This is a genomic window from Spiroplasma endosymbiont of Labia minor (assembly GCF_964019845.1).
Taxonomy (GTDB): domain Bacteria; phylum Bacillota_I; class Bacilli_A; order Mycoplasmatales; family Mycoplasmataceae.
Genome location: NZ_OZ026465.1, coordinates 333,722 through 358,319, shown reverse-complemented (window position 1 = coordinate 358,319; position 24,598 = coordinate 333,722). Strand labels below are relative to the sequence as shown.

Below are 24,598 nucleotides of genomic sequence, written 5' to 3'. Positions count from 1 at the left end.
ATGCAAAAAAAATGCAAATATTTATTGTTTACATTCTATTTATAATATCTGATGCTCTATCTACCAATTTTGCACCATTTTTTATTCACAAATTTGACATTGAATTATTATTTGCATTATCTGGAATAGCCATTAATTCGCTGCCTCTATTTGATAAACATTCAATTTTTCTATGTATTAGCGATTCATTTTCAGATGGTAGGATTAAAACTCTTTTTAACAAACCATGCATTAAATTTATTTGACATTCCAGAAAATTATCTTTTTTTGTATTTTTATTATAAATTAACGATAAATAAAGTGATTTTTTAATACTCTCTTTATATAAATAATTTAAAATAGGTTTTTCACAGATAAACATTTTATGCTCAAAATTTTTTTCAACATCAATATTTAAATTTGTAGAAATAACTGGAATAAAATTTGCTGAATTTAAATCATTATATAATTTAATTAAATAATTATCAGTATAAATTCTATTACTATTACTGATAAATATAAGTTTGTTTTGATTATGACTTATTAGATTTAAATTTCCCACATAAAATATAACAAAAGGTGGATGATCTACACTTTTTAGTTCTTCTGGATAATCGTTATTTAATATTGTAGTATACTTACACTGCAATGATTTTTCTAAATCATATAAATCTCCTGGGCTAATTTGTTCTTTTTTAATTAACGCATCATAAATTGATTTTCATTCCCCATGATATTTAACTGCAAAATACAATAAAACTAAATTCATACTAATATAAATAATTAAAGCGATTTGCCAAAACTTCATTTAGCATTTGATTATGTTGACCATCACCAAATGATTGAATTCTACCTTCAAGTGCTACAATCACTCCGTCTTGAAATGTTTCAACGTCCTGAATTAATGAATTTCATATTTTCACATTTATAAAATCAAAGCCATTTCGATCCGGTGATTTTGGATTAAATTTTTCAGTTTTTAATGTAATACGATATAATTTTTTTTCACCACCATTTGGTGATTCGTATACTAAAGTTGGTTGGCCATCTATTTGACCTATAATTGATACATGATTCATTTTTTATTGCCTCCAACTAGATACGTAAAAAAATGACTATTAAAATTATTTTTTTTAAATATTTATTAAGTTCATAAGTTCTGACTTAATTTTTTTAAATAATTCTTTTGCGTTTTTTATAGAATTTTCCACGATTACAAAATATATTTTGATTTTCGGCTCTGTTCCAGATGGTCTAATCGCAAATCATGATTTATTATCCAAATAAAATTTCAATAAATTTTGTCCTGGCATGTTATATAATCCATCTGCATAATCTTCTACATTTATAACGTTATGTTTTGCAATTTGATCAATATTTCGAGTTCTCAATTTTTTCATTATTGGTTCTACTTTTGATTTAATTTCTTCTGGGGCAAAATTTAAATTAATTGTATCTGTATAGTAATAATCAAATTCAGCATAAATATTATCTAATTTTTGTATCAAATTTTTATTTTCATTTTTTAGATAATATCATGTCATCTCAGCTGCTACTATTGCTGCTTGAATACCATCTTTGTCTCGTGTTGAATCGTCTAAAACATAACCGATAGATTCTTCGTATGCAAAAACAAAATTCAAATTTCGTTCTTTTTCTTTTGCAATTTCAGCACCCATTCATTTAAAACCTGTCAATGTTTTAACTATAGTTGCGTCAAATTTTTCTTTTGCAATTCTATCTCCCAAATCTGATGTTACAAAAGATGAATAAAGTGCTGGATTTTGTGGTAATTTATTGAATTCTTTTTGCTTTGATAATTTTCAATCTATTAATAATGTCCCTGTTTCATTGCCTGTTAATCTAATATATTCATCATTATGTTTAATTGCAATTGCTAATCTATCTGCATCTGGATCTGTCAAAATAATTAAATCTGCATCATAAGTTTTTGCATATTGAAAAGGAATTTTTCAGGCTGATTCAAATTCTGGATTTGGATTATCAACATCTTTAAATGATGGATCTTCATCTAAATGTTCCTTAACTGTAATTACTTCAAAACCATTATTTTGTAAAATTTTTGGTACAAATTCAATACCAGTTCCATGAATGTTTGAATAGATAATTTTAAAATTGGTTTTATTTTCATCTGCATAAAATTGTAAATCTTCAATCATTCTAGTGTATGCTTTAATAACCTCTGTTGGTACAAATGTTAATAAATCATCAATAGGTTTATAAGTTCAAGAAATAATATCGCTAATTGATTGCATATTTTTTGCAATTTTATCTGTATCATTTGTCAATAATTGGCAACCAAATTCATCATAAATTTTATAACCATTATATTGTGCAGGATTATGTGATGCTGTAATAACAACACCACCAATACAATTTAAAAATTTTGTTGCAAATGAAACAACTGGTGTTGGTTTCATTGCATTATCTTTAAACAAATAAGCTTTGATTCCAAATGAAGTTAAAACTTCAGCTGCCAATTTTGCAAATTCTTTTGAATTATATCTATTGTCATGACCAATAACTACTCCCCTTAAAATATCATTTGGGTATTTTTTTAAAAGCAATCTTGCATAAGCCATAGTTACTTTTTTTATTGTGTATTGATTAAATTTACTTGGCCCTACGCCCATAATTCCTCTAATACCTGCTGTACCGAATTCTAATTCACTTGCAAATGCAGATAATAATTCTTCATCTGAAAATTTTTTTAATTCATTACGATCATTTTCATCTAAATATTCATTATTTAATCATTCCAAGTAAATTTCATTTGTTCTATCAAATTTATCCATAAGTTAGTCTTTCCTTTTCTTGAGCATTGATTTTATTGGCTCATAAGTTTTTCTATGTATTGGCAAAATTCCAAGTTCTTTTATAGCATTTAAATGAAGCTTTGTTCCATATCCCTTATTACTTTCGAAATAGTAACCTGGATAAACTATTGCATATTCATCCATTAATTGATCACGAGTAACTTTAGCTAAAATTGATGCTGCACCTATCGTTTGCGATCTTGCATCGCCTTTTATTAATTGTACGCATTCAATTTCATCTAATTCTATTTTTTCCCCATCAATTAATGCTATTTGAGGGAAAACTTTTAATTCATTCAATGACTCTTTCATACCTATTATACTTGTTAATTTTGGATTGTGCTCTTCTACAAAGAAATTATCATAAATTTTAATACAATATGCTAGGGCAATTTTTTTTATTTCAAAAAATAATGATAATCTTTTGCTAATTGAAATTTTTTTTGAATCATTAATTTCATCATTATCATAATCTACTGGCAAAATGACAGATGCAACTACTAATGGTCCTGCAAGAGAACCTCTTCCAGCCTCGTCAGAACCCGCAATCACTGAAACATTATATTTATTGCGAATATCTGCATCAAATTCTGCCCTTATGGATTTAAATTTCATTGTATATCACGATCGCTTCCCGTAATTTTATCTGGTTTTTCAAATGATACTAATTTGAATTTATTCATTGAAAAATCTACAATAATTTTATCAATTGTTTTTTCAAAATTTAGTGTATTTGAGTAAACAAAATTAAATTGTTTTGCAATTTTTGAAAGAACATTTACTTCTAATGAATCATATTCTAAAGATTCAATATTTTCTAAACTAATTTTGTAATTTAACTCTATCAATTTTGGATAATTATTTAAAAAATAATGTAAGGCAGATAAAACAAAATCTTCTGTTATTTGCGGTTGAATTTTAATTGCATTACATGCTATTAAAATAAATCCCTGAGCTTGTGTATCAATTCTTGCGGGTAATATTCCGGGTGAATCAATCAAAACTATATTGTCATCTATTCTAATTCTTTGTAAACCTCGTGTTACACCTGGTGTATTTGCAACTTTAACTCTTTTAAATTTTGATATCCGATTTAAAAAAGTTGATTTGCCAACGTTTGGAACTCCGCAAATTAAAGCATTCAATTGAGGAATTTCTATACCACGTTTTTTTTGTAATTCGAAATTTTTTGATAATAATTTATAGACAAAATTTTTAAACTCAGTGTATAGTGATTTCCCACTGTTATCAACTTTAAAAACAGTATGACCAAGTGAATTTAAAAAAATGATTCATTTTTTTGTCACTTCTATATCGGACAAATCTGTTTTTGTAAAAATAAATAACATAGGTTTTTTATACAATAATTTTTGCAAAATAGTATTTTGTGTTGAAAATGGCGCTCTTGAATCTACAACTTGAATAACTAAATCAACAATTGGTAATTGTTTTTCAATTTCTTTTAATGCCTTGTTCATATGGCCTGGAAATCAATTGAATTGTGATTTTGAAATTTCCATTTTAAATTTTCCTCCTTGGATATTTTATCATTCAATCTAATTTAAATAAAACAACTAAATAGATGAAAATCATATAAAATTACACTTCAATTAAAATAAAAATGCCCATTAAAATAGGCATTTATAATTTCAACATTAAATTACTACTTTATCATTTTTAGTTTAAATTATTTATTTTAGAAATAAAAAACAAATAATGGTTTTTAATCTTCTATTTGAGCTGCTTTTGTATTATTTTTAGTTTTTGGTGCAACAACATTAATTTTTTTAGTATTACTTTCTGTTGCATCGGTATTTTTCTTAGAATTTTTAGTTGGTAAAATTTCTTTAATACGAGCTGCTTTACCAGATAATTTTCTAATGTAATAAATTCTTGCTCTACGTACACGTCCACGTTTTATTACTTCAACTGAATCTACAATTGGAGAATGTAATGGGAATGTTCTTTCAACGCCAACACCATTAGAAATTTTTCTAACAATTACAGAATATGAAATTCCTGAACCTTGAGTTTTAATTACCAATCCTTCAAATGCTTGAATTCTAAATTTTGTACCCTCTTGAATTTTAACATTCACTCTTATTGTATCTCCAGAATCAAATCTTGGTAAATCATCACGTAATTGATCTGCTAATAATTCTGCAGTATTTTTTGTTAATGTATTCATATTTTTCGTTCCTTTCTAATTATTTTTTGATTTGTTTTAATAATTTTAATTGACTTTCTGTTAAAGTTACCTCATTAATTAAATCAGGTCTTTTTTTTATAGTATTAATTAATGCTTGTTCTTCTCTAAATTTTAGAATATTTGCATGGTGTCCAGATAATAGAACTTCTGGAACCAAATCTCCTCTAAAATCAATTGGTTTTGTATAGACTGGATAATCAAGCAAATTATTTTCAAAAGATTCTTGCATATGAGAATCAACAGCTATTACTCCCGGTAATAATCTAACAATTGAATCTACGATAACAAGTGAAGCTAATTCACCACCAGTAAGCACAAAATCTCCAATTGATAATTCAACATCAACATATTTTCTTATTCTTTCATCAAAACCTTCGTAGTGACCACACAATAAAATTATATGTTCATATTTATTGGCAAATATTTTTGCTTTTGTTTGTGTTCATACCTTACCTTGCGGAGTTGTCATACAGACAATTGACTTATCTGTTTTTATAGATTCTAATGCAAGAATTATAGGCTCTGGCATTAAAACCATTCCTTTACCCCCACCAAACTGATATTCATCTACTTGATTATGTCTGTACGGTGAATATAATCTAATATCTACAATTTCAAATTCTAATTGAGTTTTTTCTGTAGCCTTTTTCATGATTGATTCATTTAAATATGACTCAATTATTTTTGGAAATAAAGTAAGTACTGAAATTTTCATTAAAACATTAATCTATCCAAATTTATGGCATTTATTAGATGTTGTTCATTGTTAATACTTTTAACATATTCATCCACAATTGGAATATACAATTGTTTTTCTTTAATAAAAATTTGAACTGTAATATAATGACCATTATCTAAAAAACCAGTTACTTTTCCTAATATTTGTCGATTATAAATTACTTCATAATCAATATAATTTTTGCCTATTTCTTCAACTAATGAAGTATCTTTTTTAACATAAACAGCTGAATTTATAAATTTTTCAATATCATTTATATTATTAAAATTATCAAAATTTAAGACTATTAAATTACCTTGTTCTTTTTCATTTTTAACTACAACTGGAATGATCTCATTTTCATCTTTAGCCAAAAATAATGTATTTCCAACTAAATTATTAATTAATTGTAAATCACTATTTAATTTAAATTTTATTTGTCCTTTAATTCCAAATGTTGAAACTAATTTACCTATTTTAATTAAATTTAATTCATTAAAATTCATCAAAAACATCCATAATTAATTTTAAATTTTTAATTGGTTTTTCGTGTCTTAGTGAAAAAGAGATAACTGTTTCTAAATTTTCTATAAATTTAGGTTGTTGTTTTAGTAATTTAATTTTAGTAGCTGTTGTTGCAAGTATTAAAATCACAAATTCCGCCTCATTTGTAGATGCTAGTTCTCGAACTTCAATAAAATCAGTTTCATCATTAATAATAGATTTAACTAGCATTTCAACATATTTAATATCCATTAAATCAACCCTTTATTCTGCTACAGCAGCTTTTTTAGTTGTTGTTTTTTTAACAACTGTTTTAGGTTTTTTTTCTTTAGTTGGAGTATTTTTTAATTTAATATCATGTAAAGTTGTCATAACTCCATTTTTTGATAAAATTGTACGCACAGAATCAGTTGGTTGTGCACCTTGTTGTAATCATTTTAAGGCAATTTCATTGTCCAATTTAACTTCATTATTAATTGGATTATACGTACCAATTAATTCAATATATTGTCCGTCTCGTTGTACTCTTGAATCAGCAGCTACAATTCGATAAAATGCAGCGCGTTTTTTACCAGAACGTTTTAAACGTAATTTAACCATTTTTTCCTCCTTATTATTCCTATTGAATAATAACATAAATAAAATTTGGTTGTCAAGTAGTTTTACTTAACAACCAAATTTTATAAACTATTATTTATGATATTTTTGACCACTTTTTATTTTAAAACCCCTATAAATTTGTTCACAAAGTAATATTCTAAAGATTTGATGTGGATATGTAATATAACCAAAAGATCAAATTGTTGTAAGTTTTTTTCTCACGTGTGGTAAAAAACCATTTGATGGTCCAATAATTCAAACTGCTTTTCCCTTATCATATTGTTCAATTTCAATTAGAGCTTCTGCAATTTTTTCTGAAGTTAATAAGTTTCCTTCAGAATCCATTAATATTTTTTGATAATCTTTATATTTTTTATCTAATAATGAAAATAAGGCTTCTTCATTATCCGCATGATTTTTTTTAATATCATTTGTAATTGACTCTTTTAATTCAACTATTTCAAATTTTGAAAATTTTCTAATTCTATTTGCATAATCATCAAAAATAGTTCTGAACGCTGGATTAGCCAATTTACCATATGCTATTATTACTAGTTCCATATAATTCCTTCTGCCTAATAAATTATTGTCTGCTAGAATTAAATTCTCAAACATAATAGATAATAACTTATTATGTGAAAAAAAGAAATTTTTTTAAATTATTTAATATGATTACCTCAGAACTGGCATTTTATCCCACTTAAAATTGTGTTATAATATATGTGTATTTTATAAAAATGAGAGGGAATTACTATATGTCAGAAAAAAAAATTACATTTGGATCTATATTAGATTTTAAACCTCAATATGAAGATATTATTGCTGCTTTAGCTCCTGATATTCAATTTTCATATTCAGCAATTATCAATAATGTAACAATGCAAACCTATTTTAACATTTTAAGTATGGAATATTATGGCTATGAATATTATCAACTATTAAGATTACACGATTTAAAATTTAAACTAGGAGAAAAATTGTTAAATTTAACAATTTTAGAAGTTGTTTATAATATATTACTGCAAGTTACTGAAAGAAAATGAAGATATTCAGAATACATAGCCTACGATGTTTACATAGCACCAATAAGAATTAAAAAATATGTAAATGCATTAGGTTATAAATTTGTTGAATCAGAAACTGCAGACAGAAAAGCTGTTTGAAAACTAGTATCAACTAAATTAAGAGCTATATCAGAAATTATAAAATTAGAATATTATGACGATAGAATAAACAATATTATTGATGGATTTAATTCCTCATTAAAAAATGACGTTGAACAAAAATTAAATTTATTTAAAAATATGATATTTTTTGTTTTTGATGGAAGACCATTTGTTGAGAAACGTTTTGGTAAACAATTTTCAGATGATTATTACAAAAAAATAGATGAAATGAATAAATTTAAATCAACAACACTAACAGAAGAACAAAAAAATGTAGTAGCTAAAAATATAGATGAATTATTTGAAATTGGTGAAATGATTATGATTTTATTAGCTCCTGCAATAAAATCTGGAGCTTTTGCTAGATTAAAAGAAGAAGAAACAAAAGAAGCAAAAAGAAGAGAAGCACATCTCGCAATTGCAGAAGCAGAAGCTACATTGAAAAAAATAGCTGCGCCAAGTAAAACTACAAAAACGAAATAAAAAGTTTAGTACATTATTAAGTACTAAACTTTTTTTATTTAAATTAATTAATTTTTAGAAACCAAAGCTGTTATTTCCGCCCATCATTCCTTTTAGGGCACCAAAATTACCTTGTTTTACTTTTTTCATAACTTCAAGTACTTGCTTTTTACCTTTATCAAATTGCTGCATTAAATCATTGAATTCTTTTTCACTTCTTCCAGAACCCTTTAATATTCTGTTTTTTCTAGACAAACCTTTCAAAAGTCTTGGTTCTCGTCTTTCTTTTTTTGTCATTGATGACATTAAAATTTCAGCAATATTTAATTTATTTTGTGCATCAGCTATTTTGTTATCTGATAATTTATTTGCGCCTGGAATCATTTTTAATAAAGTTCCCATTGAACCCATTTTTGCTACTTGTTTTAAATTATTGTGTAAATCTTCTAAATCAAATTGCCCCATAAACATACGTTTCATGGTTTTCTCCATAGTTCTTTGATCAACAACAGATGCAGCTTTTTCAAAAAGTGTCTCTACATCACCCATACCTAAAATTCGGTCAGCCATACGTTTAGGATGGAATGCATCTAAAGCGGTTATTCCTTCACCCTCACCTATAAATTTAATAGGTAAATGAGTAACGTGTGAAATTGATAAAGTAGCTCCACCTCTTGTATCACCATCTAGTTTAGTAATAACAACTCCTGATAATTTTAATAAATTATTAAATTCTTCTGCAACATTAATTATGTCTTGTCCTGTCATACCATCTACAACGAGCAAAATTTCTTGTGGAGAAACGGCTTTTCTAATGTCATTTAATTCTTGCATTAAATTTTCATCAATTTGTAAACGACCAGCCGTGTCTAAAATTACTACATCATAATCATTTTTATCTGCATAATCTATTGCTTGTTTTGCGGTTAAAACAGGATTTTGTTTTCCTTTTTCAAAAGTATCAAGATTATTTTTTTGCCCAAGTTCAACTAATTGATCAATAGCACCAGGACGATAAATATCTAAACCTACTAATAAAGTTTTTTTATGTTCTTTTTCTCGAATTAAATTTGCTAATTTCCCTACAGTTGTTGTTTTACCTGCGCCTTGCAACCCTACCATCATAATTATTGATGGTCTTGCACCAAGACTTAATGGTTTATTTATTTTTCCAAGAATTGATATTAATTCTTCATGAACAATTTTAACCATTTGTTGATCAGCTCTAACACCATCCGTGATATATTCACCAGTTGATTTTTTTTCTATTGAATTTATAAAATCTTTTACTACATTAACGTTAACATCAGCTTCAAGTAATGCAAGTCTAATTTCTCTTAAAGTTTCTTTAATATTGTCTTCATTAAGTGTAGATTTTTTCATGTTTTTTTCAATAGATTTTTTCATTCTATTTGCTAAAAAATCACCAAATCCCATATTTATATATTTCCTTTCAATTTGTTTTTTTGCTTTTTAAAATTATAAATATATTTTATTTAAATATTTATAATTTTAATTATTTTTTTAATATCTGACAGTTGCCTGTTTTGCTGTATAAGCTGTACGCATTTCTCGAATAACAGTTATAGTTATATCGCCCGGAACAACTACATTTTCACGAATAATTTTTTCAATTGTCGGTGGCAAAGAAATTATATCTTCATCAGATATTATATACGGATTAACAATTACTCTAATTTGTCTTCCTGATTGAAGAACATATACATTTAAAACGCCATCTATTTCCTTAATAATTCTTTCAATTTCACTCATTCGTACAAAAAATGCTTCTGCTAAATTATTTCTAGCACCAGGTCTAGCTGCCGATAAAGAATCTGCAATTATTACTATTTCAGCATAAATTGATTCTTTTGCAACTTCACCATGATGAGCTGCAATTGCATTAACGACTATTGATGATTCACCAGCTTTTCTTGCAGCTTCAACACCTATTGAAACATGTGTTCCCTCAATTTCAAAATCTGTAGCTTTACCTACATCATGAAGCAAGCCCGCCCTTGTGGCTAATTGACGATCAAGTCCCAATTCACCAGCAATTGTTGAAGCTATTTTTGCAACTTCTATAACATGATTTAACACTGGTTGTCCATATGATGTTCGATATTTTAATTTACCTATCATTTTAATAAGCTCAAAATCCATATCTGTAATTCCTAATTCTTCAATGACTGTTTTACCTTGTTCAAAAATAGTTGTGTCCAAAATTAATTCTTGGTGAATTAATTCTTCTTCAATTCTAATTGGTTGAATTCTGCCATCTTCAATCAATGTTTCTAGAGCTTTTTTGGCAATTTCTCGTCTAATTGGACTAAACGATGAGATCGTTATTATGTTTGGTGTATCATCAATAATAACATCAACACCACCATATTGTTCAAAAGCTTTAATATTTCTGCCTTCTTTTCCAATTACTCTACCTTTGACATCATCGTTTTCTAAATGAACATAAGAAACTGTTTTTTCAACGACAATATCTGTCTTATATTTATTCATAGCTGCCAAAATAATATTTGTTGCTACTTCCTTCGCTTTTAAATTTGTTTGATTTTCTATATTTTTTATAATTGAATTCATTTCTAGTTGATATTTTTGTTCTATTGATTTTTTTAAATCATCACGAACTTCTTGAATTGGTAAATTTACCATTTCAGATTGATAATCTAATAGCTCATCAAATTTTTTTTGATATTTTTCACGTTCAAATTCTAATAATTTATTTCGATTTAATAATTTTTCTTCTTTATAAAATAATTCTTCTTGTTGAGTTCTAATAACCTCAGATCTCATAAATAATTCTTCATTATTTTTTTCTCATTCTTTTTTTTGTCTAATAACTTCCATTTCTTGATTTACACGAAAATGTTCAGATTCAACTTTGGCATCTGCAACACCTCTTAATATAATTCTTTTAACTTCGTCATTTGCATTTTTGATTAGACGTTGGCGACGTTGACTAAAGTGACTGTATAAAATGTATGCTGCTAAAACAACACAGCATAATACAAGTGCAACTAAAATCCCAACGAATATGTTTGTTGTCATTTTAGGTCTCCTTTGATTTTATAAATCAAACAAGCGAAGGTGTGATAAACTCACGTGTTTTAGTATACAATATTTAATGAAAAGAAACAAGCAATATTTTTTTACATTAAATATTGTATAAATTAGATAGGTTGCTGTATTACTTTGTCTCCAAAAAAACATGAAATTAAAATAATACTTTCAATCATTTTGCTTACAATTATGTTTATTTATTTACCATTAGATTTCCTCATTGCATGAACACATACAGCACCTAGATTTACATGATTTTTTCATAAAGACATGCAAGTTCTTGCCTATTACAGTTTTTGAACAACGTGATCAAATTATGCATTATTTTTCTTTTTAATTTTCGTAGTTATTAATGGCAAAAAAAAGATTTGAAAACCACAACAAAAAGGATGAATATTTATGGCATCACAAATGTGCATAACATTTTTATTATTTTGAATAGGAATAGCTGGTATTTCCGCAAGTGGAAATACGTATTTACTATTGTTTAAAAACGATTATTCTGATATGTATCGCTTAACTTCTTCACTTATGCTGCATTTATTTTTTCCATTAAGTTTCATAGTTATAACAATATTTGCTATAGGTAAAGAATATTATTCATTTAGAAAAACCTATTGAAAATTTGATGCTTGATTAAATATTTTATTAATGCTTTTATACATGACTTTTGTTATAATAAGGGAATTAATTTTATTAAAAAACAGAAATCATTTTGAATTGTTATCAAAAGAAAATGTTCCAGAAGAACAATTAAATAATATTGAAAATTTATTCAGTGCAGCAATTTCACCATATTTTTTCTTAGCTATAAATGCTTATAATTCTGTTTTTATAATTAGCATTATGTGTATATTGATATTCGGTATTTTATGATTGCTTTCTTTCATTATAATATGCATAAACAATGCATTTTTGAAAAAAAGAACAGAGCAAAATGAAAATATTACTGAAAAAATAAAAAGACCGATGTCGCTACAAAAGAAGTATCGCATTATTATTAAAATAGATTTGATTTCCTTTTTAATTTCTAATTTGAATTTGCTCATTTCTGTGATAATGTTTTTTTGATCTATTTTTCTAATGATTAAATTTGATTTCAATGATACAAATACTGTTAATGATCCTGCAAAAATATTTGGTTATCTCGCAAAATTATCTGTTTATATTATAAATTTAATTAATTTTGTAGCTATTTTTACGTTAACTATTTTGTATTGATATAACATAAAATTCGCAAAAGAAATTTTATCAATTATGATAATCTTTAGTGCATTTAATAATATTTTTATAGTCTTCCCTTTAATTATTCAACTAATTTGTTATTGGCTTATTCAAAATAGAACGTTAACAATAAAATCAATTGCGCAAACAATAATTACTAAAAAACAAATTAAAATAAAGAAACATTAATAATAATGTTTCTTTATTTTATTTATTCAGTTAATTTTGATTTTATTTCATTTTCTATCATTTTTATGACATCATCATTTTCTGATAATCATTTTAATGCAGTTTCTCTTCCTTGGCCAATTTTTGTTTCTTCAAATGAATATCAAACTCCGGCTTTTGCAATAATTCCATAAAGAACACCTAAATCAAGAATTTCAGATAATCTATCTATGCCTCTATTAAAATTAATCATAATATTAACGGTTTTGAATGGAGGCGCCATTTTATTTTTCACAATTTTAACTTTTACTTTATTTGCTGTAGCTTCACCATTATATGTAATTGTTTCAATACGTCTAATTTCCATTCTAACAGATGCGTAAAAACGTAATGCTCTACCACCAGGTGTAATTTCTGGTGAACCAAAAATTACACCGACTTTTTCTCTTAATTGATTTATAAAAATGACAACTGTATTAGTTTTTGATATAACACCAGATAACTTACGTAATGCTTTAGACATTAAACGTGCTTGCATTCCAATTTGTTGATCTGACATTTCACCTTCCAATTCAGCTTTTGGAACTAAAGCCGCAACAGAATCAACAACAACAATGTCTAATAAATCTGATTTGACTAATGCCTCTAAAATATCCAAAGCTTGTTCTCCAGAATCGGGTTGCGAAACCAATAAATTATTCAAATCGACACCAATATGTCTTGCATATTTTGGATCTAAAGCATGTTCTGCATCAATAAAAGCAGCTCTTCCATTATTTTTTTGTGCTTCTGCTATAGCGTGTAGCGCTAATGTGGTTTTACCAGATGATTCTGGTCCAAAAATTTCAATAATTCTTCCTTTTGGATAACCACCAATACCTATTGCTTGGTCTATTAAAAAACTACCAGATGAAATAACTTCTATATTCATCATTGGCTTATCACCAAGCGCAATAATTGCTCCTTTGCCAAAACTTCTTTCAACGCTTTTAATAACTGCAACTAAATTAGGATCATCATAGATATTTTTACCTGCCATAATATATTCTGCACCTTCGTTAATTTTGTTTGAATCATATGTTTTATCTGTATGTGACATATTAATACCTCCAACTTTAAATATAAAAAGTTTAAGCGTTAATCCTATATTTTTGCATAAATTTCATTTAAAGCAGTATTTATCGCAAAACTTTTTAATTCTTCTCTAGATAAATCTTTTGCGATTTTATGCGTTGAAAACATTTTTCCGTTAATTCAATAACCAATATAAAATTCACCAACTTGTTTTTCATCTAAAACTGTTGGCCCAGCAACCCCAGTAAAACCTATGCCAATATTTGTTTTAAATTTTCTCGCTGAAAATTTAGCCATTTCAATGGCAACTTCTTTTGATACAACACCTACTTGTTGAATTAATTGATTACTAATTTCGGCAATTTCAATTTTTGTTCTTGTCATATAAGTCACAAGTGCACCAGCAACAACGCTAGATGAACCTGGAATATTAGTTAATGACGAACAAAAAAAACCACCAGTGAATGATTCACAAGATGAAATAGTAAAATTTAATTCTGTTAATTTATATATAAATTTTTTTACATCCATAAAATCGATTCCTTCAACAAATAAGAGATTTTGCACATAACCCACGTTTTGTTCTTTTTTTCAAAGTGTCAATCATCTATCTACACTATCAAAGTGTTTCAAGTTCCATTCAATTCTGTTACTCGAATTCCTCTACCAAAATTTGAGTTTCTTACTTATGGGGTTTACCAACGTTCCATTTCCAGGTTTCCCTTTACTCGTCTCTGTGGCACATTAATGACTTTACCATTGCATAAAACTTTAGGTATTGTCAAGCCGTCAACCATTACTAGTTGCCTAGGGTTATTTTTTCCCCTAGCATAAACACTACAATCATCGCAGATTGTGTAAGCGTGGAGTTTCCTCTACATTTTTTTGCAAATGCAGCGATTGACTAGAACAAAATCTCTCGTATATTATAGCAAACAAACTTCTTTTTTAAATAAAAAATAAAAATGCAAATATTTGCATTTTGAGAAAGATATCTCAACTTAAATTTAAACAAAAAACTGGAATTGAATTCCAGTTTTTTGTTTAAATCATCTATAGATTAATCTTTTAATACATTTAATTTGTATTCTAATAAATCTATCAGTTTAGAATCATCATTTGGTATTGAATCATCATCTATATCTGTTCAATTTGTAAAAATCAAAATTCAATGTAGTCCATTTTCTCAACCAGAAAAATCTATTGGTGTATGTTGATCTAAAAGTTCTAATGCATTACTATATGTAATTCTCAATTGAAACTGTGATAAATCAGTATCTGCATATACAAGTCCAGCATCACTATTTCAATTTTGGATTTCGTCTAATGGCACATCACTATTTTCTAATACTTTATCAAATTCTAAGGCAAAATTTTCTCAAGTTGGTTCTGCTGAAAAATATAAATTGATTTCTTCCATATTTTCATTTATTGCAGCACACGAAACAACATTAGAAACTCCGCCTGTTGCAATACTAAAAGAAGTTAATAAAATTAATAATTTTTTCATTTCTATATTCTTTTTCATTATCTATAATTATTTAATTTTAGATAAATTAAATAATCAGAAATATTTTATCATTTATCAAAATAAAATATTAAGAATTATTTTTAATTTGCAGCTGTTTGACATGTTCCAGTTTTTTCAAGTTCACTTAAATTTAAAAAAGAAATTTCTGCCATGTTTTTTACGGCTTCATCTGTAAAATAACCTACATGTGGTGAAAGTAAAACACGTGGATATAAATTAATCAAATCAACTGCATTTGCATTAATTTTTTTTGCATCCATTTCACTAAATTTATTATTTATAAATTTTGATTCATCAATAAACACATCTGCAGCATAACCATATAATTTATTACTTTTAATGGCTCTTCTGATTGCATCATGATCAACAAGTGCTGCTCTTGAAACATTAACTAATGATGAAAAATTATTCATTTTACTGATAAATTCATCATTAACATAATTATCGTTTTCACCTTTAATATATGGAATGTGTAACGAAATTAAATCAGCTTCTTTTAAAATTTTATCAACACTTGTATATTCTAAAATTTGTTTTGCCTGTTCATTTTCATAAGGATCGTATCCTAAAACTTTAGCACCAGTTCCATGTCAATATTTTGCTGTTTCATAACCTATTCTGCCGGTACCTATAATACCAATTGTAGAATTTTTAAATTCTTTGGCAAACATGTTTTCATCTATTTTAAAATTTAATTGTTTTAATTGATAAGTCATTCAACCAGTTCTTCTCAATAATTCAGTTCCAAATGAAAAGGCCAATGACGCAACTGCTGTTGGTGAATAAGACGGCACACGACCAATTTTATATTTCAAATCTGTTGCAGCTTTTAAATCAATGTGATCCAAACCGACTGTTCTTGTTACAACATATTTAACACCTTTTGTTTTAAAATATTCTAGATTTTTTTTGTCAGCCAAACAATTTACAAATAAAATAACTGCATCTGTATTTGCTGGCAAGTTTTTAATATTTTCATGATTTAACAATTCATTTGTAAAAATTAATTCATTATTATATTTTTTATTTTCAGTCAAAAAAATTGCTTTTTCACTTTCTTGAATACCATAACATAATATTTTCATAAATATTTCCTCCTTTAAAATTACAATCTATTTCTACCCTAATATTTCTTTACATAATTAATAATGAATTATTTATTTACATGTTAAATACAAAACACAATTTAATATTGTTATTAATTTATTAAATTTATGAAAAAATTATTAATATTCATTTTGCTAAAATTGTTGAAATAGTATTAATTAATTATTTTTTGTATTATTAAATACACTATTATTATAAAACAAAAAATGGTATTATTTATATTTTTCTAGTTTTACTAGAGAGTGTTTTGTTTTTTTAAACCTATTTTATTAATTAAAATTTGTGAATATCATATGTTTTTGGTAATATGACAGAAAATGCTTCAAATTGATTAAAAATTAAATAATTTGATTGCATATGCAAATTTGCTAAGATGTCATTTACTTCTTTTCTGATTGTTTTAATTCTTGTAATGAAAAACCAGTATGAATTATATATGTTGAGAATCTGTATAATTCATCATGACCATAATCGATAGTATCTGCAAATTCATCAAATTTGGCAACTTCTTTTTCTTTCTTTCTTTTTGAAAATACTTCTTTTTTAGACGTTCCATCAGCATCTGCTTGAGCAATTCGTTGCGCCTTTGCTAAATCTTTTTAAAACTATTAGCTCTTGCTTTTTGAAAATTTAAGACAATATTTGTTGGAATTTCAAATAAGTTGGTCATTCATGCAATTGGCGGTTCATAAGGATAGGAAGTTATTGATTGAATTTTTAATAATCGATTATTATCAATTTTTAAATTATTTGGTTTATGTTCCAATGAATCAAAGCCAAAATATTTATCAAGATTATCTGAAAATTCTGCAATATTTTTTTCAGAATCATCTTCCAAATCAATATCAATTAATTTATTTATCACATTAACTTTTTCATATGCATCTAGTTTACTTGGTTTTAAATAAATTGACTTTAGATTATTTAATAAAATTTCTTCATATTTTACAATTTCATCAATTGTTGGTGCACAAAAACCGATATACAATGCAATAGTTAAATTTGTGTCATCTTTAAAGCCATTTTTTTCAATTAACTCTGTTTGCTTTTGATCCATAACATATAGTCTTGAAAAATACTCTAATTCATTAATTTTGTTTTGCATCTTACTTATTTTTAATTTATGTTTTAATTCATCAACATACATAATAGTTTCTTTTGCATTTTTAAATTCATTAATTTTAATAATACATCCACCTAATGATAATTTTTGATATGCATTTCACAATTGTTCTAATACATATTCTTGTTTTAATTTTTCTAAATCAAAAAAGTTATTACCATTTACTTTAATAAAGCTTAAATATTGTCCGTTTTTTAATTTAATATAATTATTTTCAATTTTACTATATGGTATTAAATTTAATGTTGAATAATTTTTTGATTTTATAACATATTTTTTATTAATAAATAAAAATAAAAAAGCTCTTAGTATTACTTCATAATTCTTATATCCATATTTTTTATTGAATTTATTTAATATAAATGTCATTCCACCAAATGGTAATAATGCTAAAAAACTAATTTTTGTGGTCTTATAAAACATTGCAATAATGATAATTGCAGGTATTAAAACAATAAACATCATTACTAAATCACTCAAATTTATATTAAATTTAGGAATAATTAAAAATCTACGTTTTTGTATATTTTCTGGAATAATTGGGTTTTTTATTTTTTCTCTCTTTCTAAAATGTTTAGAAAAACAAGAATTCTGAGCAAATAAAAAAAGACAGAATTCCTGTCTCTAAAACTAGTAATATTATACAACTAAAATTATAATTCTTTTAATTTATCAAAACTAAAATCTTTAAAGTAATCTTTAATTAAGTCATTATCTATTTCTTCAGAATCTTTTGAATCTAATCATGGTTTAGTCCTATGTGATTTTTCAACTAAATCAAAAGTTCCATATTTATCTAATTCCATTAAAATTTCTTCTAAAATACTATAATTAATATCATATTTTAATGACAAATTATCTTTTTTATATTTATTTTTAAGATACTGCTCTAGTTTTTCTGATTCTACATCAGCAAAACCATCGCCAAAATAAAGCTCTTTTAAATCATAATAAAGAGATTCATTTACAGGTCCCAAACGTCAATGTTTAAACTTTTGATCTTCGCATTAATTCCTTTTTGTTAATTGCATAATACATGCAATAAGCAAAATAAACAAGTTTTTGAATTCTTAAGTTATTATTTAAAAAAGTAAAAATATTTTTTTCATTATAAAATTTTATTATATAAAACGCCAACAAAACATCGTTTTCTATTTCATACTCAGAATTATCCATTAAAGAAATTTCAGCATTAATTTTTTTGATTAATTTTTCTTTTTTCATTATAATCACTTCTTTTCTCTCACTCAACAAAGTATTCCTCTGCGTAAGTAAACCAAAAATCATTATTGGTCCAAAAAATTGTCAATAATTCATTAATGCTTCGCCCAAATTTGAAATATTCAAATTTGATGAATTGTTAATAGTTTCTATAGAAGAATAGACTAGCCCAAAAATTAAGAGAAATATGTAAACAATTCATAGTTTCCAAAATTTTAATCTTTCAATTATAAAAAATTGTATTCTTGCTTTCAAAATTTTTCCTTACTATAAAATAAATATATTCTGCATGCAGAACAAATATATTTCCAGTAATTTTTTTATTTTTTATTTCTTTTAATAAAAAATAAAAATTCATGAAATCACATGAATTTTTTAAAAAAAAGTTATTTTGAAATTAATTAACGATTTTTATCACTAACTTTTCTTTCTAAATCAGCAATACGTTTTATAACTGCGGATGAATTTGAACCTGATTTAACTAGGGTATCCATTTGTTGTTCTGTTAATTTTAAAGTTGAAACCATATGATCATATTGTTCTGATGCAGATGATAATTCTTCTTCTAATTTATTAATTCTTTGTGTTTTTTCTTCAATTAATTTTTCATATTTTTGATAATCATTAACAATATCATCTAAAAAACTATCTACTTCTTCGACTTTATATCCTTTATATTCAACTGGAAATTCCTTTTTATTGACATCTAAAGATGTGAATTTTATTGTTTTCATATGATTTCCTCCTTTATTTACTATTTTATTTTAACATTAAAAACGATGTTTATAGTATTTATACTTATCATTTATTTATTCATGTTCATCCATGTTTTTGATTTGAATCTTCATCACTAAATGATGAATTTTTATTTTCTTTCATTAAATCATGCTTTTTAAATGCTTCAAATGCTTGTTGTCATAAAATATCTTCTTCAACAAAAGTTGTATTTTTATCTAGATATTTATTATCGTCTAAATTAAAGTTAATTCTTTTCATTGGTGATAATTTATGAGATATTGTTTTGATTGATTTATCACTAATATTTTCAATTAAATAACTATTTAAATCGTTATTATTTTCTAACATCATAATTAATTCATCAAAATAAATAGAATTGAAATTAATTAATTCTCGTTTTAAGGGTGTAATTCCAAATCTACTATTTAGACGGCATAATTTTGTCTCGTTATCGATATAAAAAGCTAAATTCATAAAATTAAAATGTGCAAGAAAATATTGATAATCAAATGGGACTATTTTATTTTTATATTGATAAAACTTTAATTTACAAGATGATTGAGCTTCATACTCGTGGCATTTTAATTCAATAAAAGACATTGATAATAATAATTTATCTAATGTTATAGATATTTGCTTGTTTGTTGCCTTTTCTAAAATAGTTATCGCAATGAAATCGATTTTCATAGCTTCAAGTAGAGTTAAATTTAGTTTTTGTACGAGTTGAATTGAATACATAGAAATCCTTTTTGACTATTCTATTACAATAAAAATTAAAATAATAAAAAATAAGGGAATTTTTAAAATATCAATTTTATTAAATTAATCATTCTTTTAAAAATAACAATCAAAAATGCAATATTTTTTAGAACTAATTTTTTTTGAAAATTGTAGTATTGAAAGTGTTATGCGAACAAATTCACTAAATAATCATTCATATAAAAAATTATTTTATATTAAGGGTTGAAGGTTAAATATGGAACTAAATAATATTAAAAATAAGGGAAAATTTTTAGAGGAAATAATAGATATAACAAACCAGAAATATTGAGATACAAATAAACTTATAGTCACAAAAATACCAGTCCCTATCAACATAATAAATACTAATAAAAAAACAATAATCAAAGGAAATTTTACAACTAATAAGAATTGCGATTATATTGGCTGCTTAAATGGTACATATTTTTAATTTGAAGTAAAAGAAACAAGTAAAGATTTTTTTAATTGAAATAATATAACAAAAAATCAACAAAAAAAATTAGACCTTGTAAGTAGTACAAATAGCCTAAGTTTTTTAATAATATATTTTCATAAATATGAAACATTTTTTATAGTGAATTATTTGAGTATTAAAAGATATGTATTTGAAAATTATCAAAAAATACCTTACAAATGATTCGAAAGCAATCATTTACAATTAACAATTAATGAATCGTTAATTTTAGACTACAAAGAACAACTATATAAACTAGCATTTTACGATTAATAGCAAAATAATTGTTGCTATATCGCAATAATTATTTCGTTATTTTTTATACTATGTTAACTAAAACTATTTAGCAACTGCTTCTTTTAATTGTTTTGCAGCTTTAAATTTTGCAACAGTAGTTGCGGCAATTTTAATTTTAGCACCAGTAGCTGGATTGACACCTTCACGTGCTGCACGATCTGCAGTCACAAATTTACCAAATCCAGTAATAGAAACTTCCTCTTTTTTTACTAAACAATTAGTAATGTTGTCAAAAACAGTTGTTAATAATTCTTCAGCTTTTGCTTTAGATAAATCATATCCAGTAGCAATTTTTTCTGCTAATTCTTTTTTTGTCATTTTAATACACCCGCTTTTTCTTTCTATTGTTCTATATACCCAGTGATCTAAACAAATTGTTCATTGAATTACTAGGCTTATCGTTATTATAAAGCACTTTAAACATTATTTCAATCAAAGGAGCAGAAATTTTAACTTTTTTAACCATTTCATATGCAATTTTACAAGTTAAGACACCTTCAACTGTTATTTTATATCCTTCCAAAACAGATTTTGCATCATCTGCAGCTGCAATTTTCATACCGAGACGGAAGTTACGAGTTTTTGGAGAGGTTGCTGTTAATATTAAATCACCCACAGAGGCATAATTAACTAAATCTTTTTCTGATGCACCGTACGCAACTGCTAGATTCATCATTTCAATTAAACCCATTGTAATAAGTGATGCTTTTGTGTTATCTGAACCATTATTCAAACCATGAATTAATCCTGATGCAATTGCAATAGTATTTTTTACTGCTGCTGCAATTTCTGTTCCAATTAAATTTGTTGTTGGAAAAACGCCAAAATATTCATTTGAAAATACAGCAGCAACTTGTTTTGCAATATTTATGTCATTTGAAGCAGCATTAATACAAGTTGGTTTTCTTTCTAATACTTCAATTGCAACAGATGGGCCATACAAACCAGCATAGCCCATAAAAATATTTTCATGCTTACTAAATTTAGCAATTATGTATTTTGATAAAACATCCAAATGTTCGCCATCTAATCCTTTTGCAACATTTAATATAATCATTTTATTTTTAGCTATTTTAATAACTTTATCTAATGTTGTTGATATAGCAAATGTTGGAACACTTAAAATCAATAATTCAGTATTTTCTAATGCAGCCGCTAAATCTGTTGTTGCTTTTATTGTTGAATTAATATTTTTATTATTAAAAAATGCACTATTTTTATGATTTTCATTTATATCATCAACTTGCGATTGTTCAATTCCATACATTATTACATCTATACCATTGTCTGTTAAAACATTTGCTAAAACTGTACCATATGCTCCAGTTCCAATAATTGTTACTTTTTTTATCATTTTTTTATTTCCTTTCTCTAAAAATTAAAGTTAATGGAACGCCATCAAAGTTAAATTGTGATCTAATTTGATTTTCAATAAATCTTTTATATGAAAAATGCAGGTAAGAAGAATTATTAACATACATTACAAAAGTTGGTAAATACGCTTCAACTTGAGTACCATAATAAATTTTTAGTCTTCCTCCATTAAAATTTGGAGCAGGATTTAAAAGCTGTGCTCTATTTAGTATTTCATTAAATAAACTAGTAGCGATATGCTTAGTTCTATTTTCATTAACTAAATTAATTATATCAAATAATTTATCAATCCGTTTATTATTCAATGCAGATAAGAACACTATTTTAGCATATTGTAAATATTTAAAATAAGATTTTATTTCCTCTTCTTTTTCGATCATTGTTTTATCATTTTTTTCTTTTACTGCATCTCACTTATTTCCAACTATTATTATTGGTTTTCCTTCTTCAAAAGCAATACCACCAATATTTGTATCCAAATCATTTATTTTTTGAGACGAATCCACAACCAATAACACAATATCTGCTTTATTAATACTTGACAAAGTTCTGATATGAGAATATTTATCAACATTTTCATAAATTTTACTTCGTTTTCTAATTCCTGCAGTATCAACCAGAACATACTTTTTTTTGTTTCTAAAAATCGGAGTATCAACCGAATCTGTTGTTGTTCCTTCAACATCAGATACAATCATGCGTTGCTCACCGATTATTGAATTTATTAAACTTGATTTCCCAACATTTGGTCTACCTATTATTGCAATATTGATTGCATAAGTTTCTATTTTATTATCGTCTTTTGACATAAACGCTATAATTTTATCTAGCAAATCTCCAATTCCAATTCCATGAGTTGAAGAAATCAATACCGGTTCATTGAATCCTAATGCTAAATATTCATAACCGAATTCGTCGCTAACCTTATTATCATATTTATTTACCGCAACAATAACTGGTTTGTTTGTTTTATAAAGAATTTTGGCAACGCTTTCATCTTCTGCTGTTAAACCATTTTTATAATCTAAAACAAAAATAATTACATCTGCTTCATCAATTGCAATTTTAACCTGTGTGGCAATTTCTTTTGAAAAAGGCACATCTTTAATTGTCAATCCACCTGTGTCGATTACTAAAAAAGGCAAATTAAGCCACTCTGCTTGTCCGTAGATACGATCCCTTGTTACTCCAGGAGTATCTTCAACAATAGATTTTCGCTCTCTGATAATTCTATTAAACAATGTTGACTTACCAACATTTGGTCTACCAACAATTGCGACAACTCCTTTTTTCATGTAATACTCCTTTTTAATTAATCATGTTATTTACTTTATCAATAACTTCTTTAACAATTTCATCTATATTTTTATTGCTATTATCAATTACTCAAGCATCTTTCACTTTAACAAGCGGGCCAATAGCTCTATTTGTATCATTATAATCGCGCGTAATTATCATTTCTTCTATTTTATGCAAATCTTTTGGTTGCACATTTTTTTCAATATTTTGTTTTAGTCTTCTCTCTGCTCTTGTATAAACAGATGAATCTAAATAAATTTTTAAATCAGCATTTGGTAAAATTACTGATGTGACATCTCTCCCCAAAACTACATAACCACTTTGTTTAACCATCATTCTGACTTTTTCTACAATTCACGATCTCACTTCTGGTATTGAAGTAATTTTATTTATATTACCCAAAATATCATGAGACATCAAATAATTATTTATATTTTCATTATTAATAATTATTTCACCATTTTCAATTTTAAAATCAAATTTAGAAAGTAACTTTATGATTTCTTTTTCATTTTCAAAATTTATTTTTTGTTGGAGTCCATATCATGTTAATGCACGATAAATTAAACCAGTATCCAAGAATACATAACCTAAAACTTCTGCAACTTTACTAAAAATTGATGATTTGCCAGAACCTGCTGGTCCATCTACTGCTATTGTTATTGCCATATTTCCT

General features: G+C 25.8%; 27 protein-coding genes, 1 other RNA gene and 2 pseudogenes. 3 read left to right on the top strand and 27 right to left on the bottom strand.

All coding sequences use genetic code 4. The annotated features are described in order from the left end of the window. Positions 1-28 precede the first annotated feature (28 nt). From AACK85_RS01875 to AACK85_RS01825, 11 genes and pseudogenes are all read right to left on the bottom strand, one after another. Positions 29-748 (bottom strand): hypothetical protein, encoded by a 720-nt coding sequence (locus tag AACK85_RS01875; protein ID WP_338970589.1) that lies wholly within the window; start codon positions 746-748, stop codon positions 29-31. Between the two features lies 1 nt (position 749). Beyond that, on the bottom strand, positions 750-1,058 hold the full coding sequence (locus AACK85_RS01870) for a single-stranded DNA-binding protein (RefSeq protein ID WP_338970587.1): 309 nt from the start codon (positions 1,056-1,058) through the stop codon (positions 750-752). 54 nt (positions 1,059-1,112) lie between these two features. After that, a complete protein-coding gene (locus tag AACK85_RS01865; RefSeq protein WP_338970584.1) occupies positions 1,113-2,795 on the bottom strand; it encodes a phospho-sugar mutase in 1,683 nt (560 codons plus the stop codon). A 3-nt stretch (positions 2,796-2,798) separates the two neighbouring features. After that, on the bottom strand, positions 2,799-3,431 hold the full coding sequence (locus AACK85_RS01860; protein ID WP_338970581.1) for a ribonuclease HII: 633 nt from the start codon (positions 3,429-3,431) through the stop codon (positions 2,799-2,801). Continuing rightward, positions 3,413-4,336 (bottom strand): ribosome biogenesis GTPase YlqF, encoded by a 924-nt coding sequence (ylqF, locus tag AACK85_RS01855; protein ID WP_338970579.1) that lies wholly within the window; start codon positions 4,334-4,336, stop codon positions 3,413-3,415. Before ylqF ends, AACK85_RS01860 begins: the two co-directional genes overlap by 19 nt. Positions 4,337-4,635: 299 nt before the next feature. Beyond that, positions 4,636-5,004: pseudogene (gene rplS / locus AACK85_RS01850) on the bottom strand (50S ribosomal protein L19); the annotation flags it as partial. A gap of 19 nt (positions 5,005-5,023) precedes the next feature. Continuing rightward, complete coding sequence (gene trmD / locus AACK85_RS01845) at positions 5,024-5,740, bottom strand: tRNA (guanosine(37)-N1)-methyltransferase TrmD (RefSeq protein WP_338970576.1); 717 nt, start codon at positions 5,738-5,740, stop codon at positions 5,024-5,026. Continuing rightward, the gene (gene rimM, locus AACK85_RS01840; protein WP_338970574.1) at positions 5,740-6,249 is read right to left on the bottom strand and encodes a ribosome maturation factor RimM; all 510 of its coding nucleotides are present in this window, start codon (positions 6,247-6,249) and stop codon (positions 5,740-5,742) included. The genes trmD and rimM overlap by 1 nt, the downstream gene beginning before the upstream one ends. Next, positions 6,239-6,499 (bottom strand): hypothetical protein, encoded by a 261-nt coding sequence (locus AACK85_RS01835; protein WP_338970571.1) that lies wholly within the window; start codon positions 6,497-6,499, stop codon positions 6,239-6,241. Before AACK85_RS01835 ends, rimM begins: the two co-directional genes overlap by 11 nt. Positions 6,500-6,511: 12 nt before the next feature. Then, entirely contained in the window at positions 6,512-6,847 is a 336-nt protein-coding gene (gene rpsP, locus AACK85_RS01830; protein ID WP_338970569.1) for a 30S ribosomal protein S16, read from the bottom strand. A 90-nt stretch (positions 6,848-6,937) separates the two neighbouring features. After that, the gene (locus AACK85_RS01825; RefSeq protein WP_338970567.1) at positions 6,938-7,408 is read right to left on the bottom strand and encodes a 23S rRNA (pseudouridine(1915)-N(3))-methyltransferase RlmH; all 471 of its coding nucleotides are present in this window, start codon (positions 7,406-7,408) and stop codon (positions 6,938-6,940) included. A 194-nt stretch (positions 7,409-7,602) separates the two neighbouring features. On the opposite strand from AACK85_RS01825, the gene AACK85_RS01820 reads away from it, so the two are divergent. Then, on the top strand, positions 7,603-8,496 hold the full coding sequence (locus AACK85_RS01820; protein WP_338970565.1) for a hypothetical protein: 894 nt from the start codon (positions 7,603-7,605) through the stop codon (positions 8,494-8,496). A gap of 54 nt (positions 8,497-8,550) precedes the next feature. On the opposite strand, the gene ffh is transcribed toward AACK85_RS01820, so the two are convergent. Then, on the bottom strand, positions 8,551-9,912 hold the full coding sequence (gene ffh / locus AACK85_RS01815) for a signal recognition particle protein (RefSeq protein WP_338970563.1): 1,362 nt from the start codon (positions 9,910-9,912) through the stop codon (positions 8,551-8,553). A gap of 87 nt (positions 9,913-9,999) precedes the next feature. Continuing rightward, positions 10,000-11,538: a ribonuclease Y gene (gene rny / locus AACK85_RS01810; RefSeq protein ID WP_338970560.1), complete on the bottom strand. Its 1,539-nt coding sequence runs from the start codon at positions 11,536-11,538 to the stop codon at positions 10,000-10,002. 144 nt (positions 11,539-11,682) lie between these two features. Here rny and AACK85_RS01805 point away from each other — a divergent pair, with 144 nt between their 5' ends. After that, positions 11,683-12,963: a hypothetical protein gene (locus AACK85_RS01805; protein WP_338970558.1), complete on the top strand. Its 1,281-nt coding sequence runs from the start codon at positions 11,683-11,685 to the stop codon at positions 12,961-12,963. A gap of 22 nt (positions 12,964-12,985) precedes the next feature. Here the strand turns inward: AACK85_RS01805 and recA are convergent, their stop codons facing one another. From recA to AACK85_RS01755, 10 genes are all read right to left on the bottom strand, one after another. Further along, complete coding sequence (gene recA, locus AACK85_RS01800; RefSeq protein WP_338970555.1) at positions 12,986-14,041, bottom strand: recombinase RecA; 1,056 nt, start codon at positions 14,039-14,041, stop codon at positions 12,986-12,988. Between the two features lie 44 nt (positions 14,042-14,085). Further along, complete coding sequence (locus AACK85_RS01795) at positions 14,086-14,547, bottom strand: nicotinamide-nucleotide amidohydrolase family protein (protein WP_338970553.1); 462 nt, start codon at positions 14,545-14,547, stop codon at positions 14,086-14,088. A 32-nt stretch (positions 14,548-14,579) separates the two neighbouring features. Next, positions 14,580-14,928: RNase P RNA component class B (gene rnpB / locus AACK85_RS01790), an RNA gene on the bottom strand. Positions 14,929-15,076: 148 nt separating this feature from the next. Continuing rightward, the gene (locus AACK85_RS01785; RefSeq protein ID WP_338970550.1) at positions 15,077-15,526 is read right to left on the bottom strand and encodes a lipoprotein; all 450 of its coding nucleotides are present in this window, start codon (positions 15,524-15,526) and stop codon (positions 15,077-15,079) included. Positions 15,527-15,627: 101 nt separating this feature from the next. Further along, on the bottom strand, positions 15,628-16,632 hold the full coding sequence (locus AACK85_RS01780; RefSeq protein WP_338970548.1) for an NAD(P)-dependent oxidoreductase: 1,005 nt from the start codon (positions 16,630-16,632) through the stop codon (positions 15,628-15,630). A 611-nt stretch (positions 16,633-17,243) separates the two neighbouring features. After that, positions 17,244-18,242: a hypothetical protein gene (locus AACK85_RS01775; protein WP_338970545.1), complete on the bottom strand. Its 999-nt coding sequence runs from the start codon at positions 18,240-18,242 to the stop codon at positions 17,244-17,246. Positions 18,243-18,430: 188 nt separating this feature from the next. Further along, positions 18,431-18,754, bottom strand: a complete 324-nt coding sequence (locus AACK85_RS01770) for a type II toxin-antitoxin system antitoxin SocA domain-containing protein (RefSeq protein ID WP_338970542.1) — start codon at positions 18,752-18,754, stop codon at positions 18,431-18,433. A 10-nt stretch (positions 18,755-18,764) separates the two neighbouring features. After that, positions 18,765-19,094 carry a hypothetical protein gene (locus AACK85_RS01765; RefSeq protein ID WP_338970539.1) on the bottom strand — a complete coding sequence of 110 codons (330 nt, stop codon included), beginning with the start codon at positions 19,092-19,094 and terminating at the stop codon, positions 18,765-18,767. 305 nt (positions 19,095-19,399) lie between these two features. After that, a complete protein-coding gene (locus AACK85_RS01760; protein ID WP_338970536.1) occupies positions 19,400-19,732 on the bottom strand; it encodes a DivIVA domain-containing protein in 333 nt (110 codons plus the stop codon). 64 nt (positions 19,733-19,796) lie between these two features. Next, entirely contained in the window at positions 19,797-20,474 is a 678-nt protein-coding gene (locus tag AACK85_RS01755; protein WP_338970533.1) for a hypothetical protein, read from the bottom strand. 115 nt (positions 20,475-20,589) lie between these two features. Here AACK85_RS01755 and AACK85_RS01750 point away from each other — a divergent pair. Next, positions 20,590-21,225: pseudogene (locus AACK85_RS01750) on the top strand (Holliday junction resolvase RecU). Positions 21,226-21,291: 66 nt separating this feature from the next. On the opposite strand, the gene AACK85_RS01745 reads toward AACK85_RS01750, so the two are convergent. Genes AACK85_RS01745 through cmk form a run of 4 tightly spaced genes read right to left on the bottom strand, consistent with a single transcriptional unit; the run spans position 21,292 to position 24,591 of the window. Then, positions 21,292-21,567 carry an HU family DNA-binding protein gene (locus tag AACK85_RS01745; RefSeq protein WP_338970531.1) on the bottom strand — a complete coding sequence of 92 codons (276 nt, stop codon included), beginning with the start codon at positions 21,565-21,567 and terminating at the stop codon, positions 21,292-21,294. 31 nt (positions 21,568-21,598) lie between these two features. Continuing rightward, positions 21,599-22,603, bottom strand: coding sequence for an NAD(P)H-dependent glycerol-3-phosphate dehydrogenase (locus tag AACK85_RS01740; protein WP_338970529.1), 1,005 nt, complete (start codon positions 22,601-22,603; stop codon positions 21,599-21,601). 4 nt (positions 22,604-22,607) lie between these two features. Then, positions 22,608-23,918 carry a ribosome biogenesis GTPase Der gene (gene der, locus AACK85_RS01735; protein ID WP_338970526.1) on the bottom strand — a complete coding sequence of 437 codons (1,311 nt, stop codon included), beginning with the start codon at positions 23,916-23,918 and terminating at the stop codon, positions 22,608-22,610. Positions 23,919-23,931: 13 nt separating this feature from the next. After that, positions 23,932-24,591, bottom strand: coding sequence for a (d)CMP kinase (gene cmk / locus AACK85_RS01730; RefSeq protein ID WP_338970523.1), 660 nt, complete (start codon positions 24,589-24,591; stop codon positions 23,932-23,934). Positions 24,592-24,598: the final 7 nt, after the last annotated feature.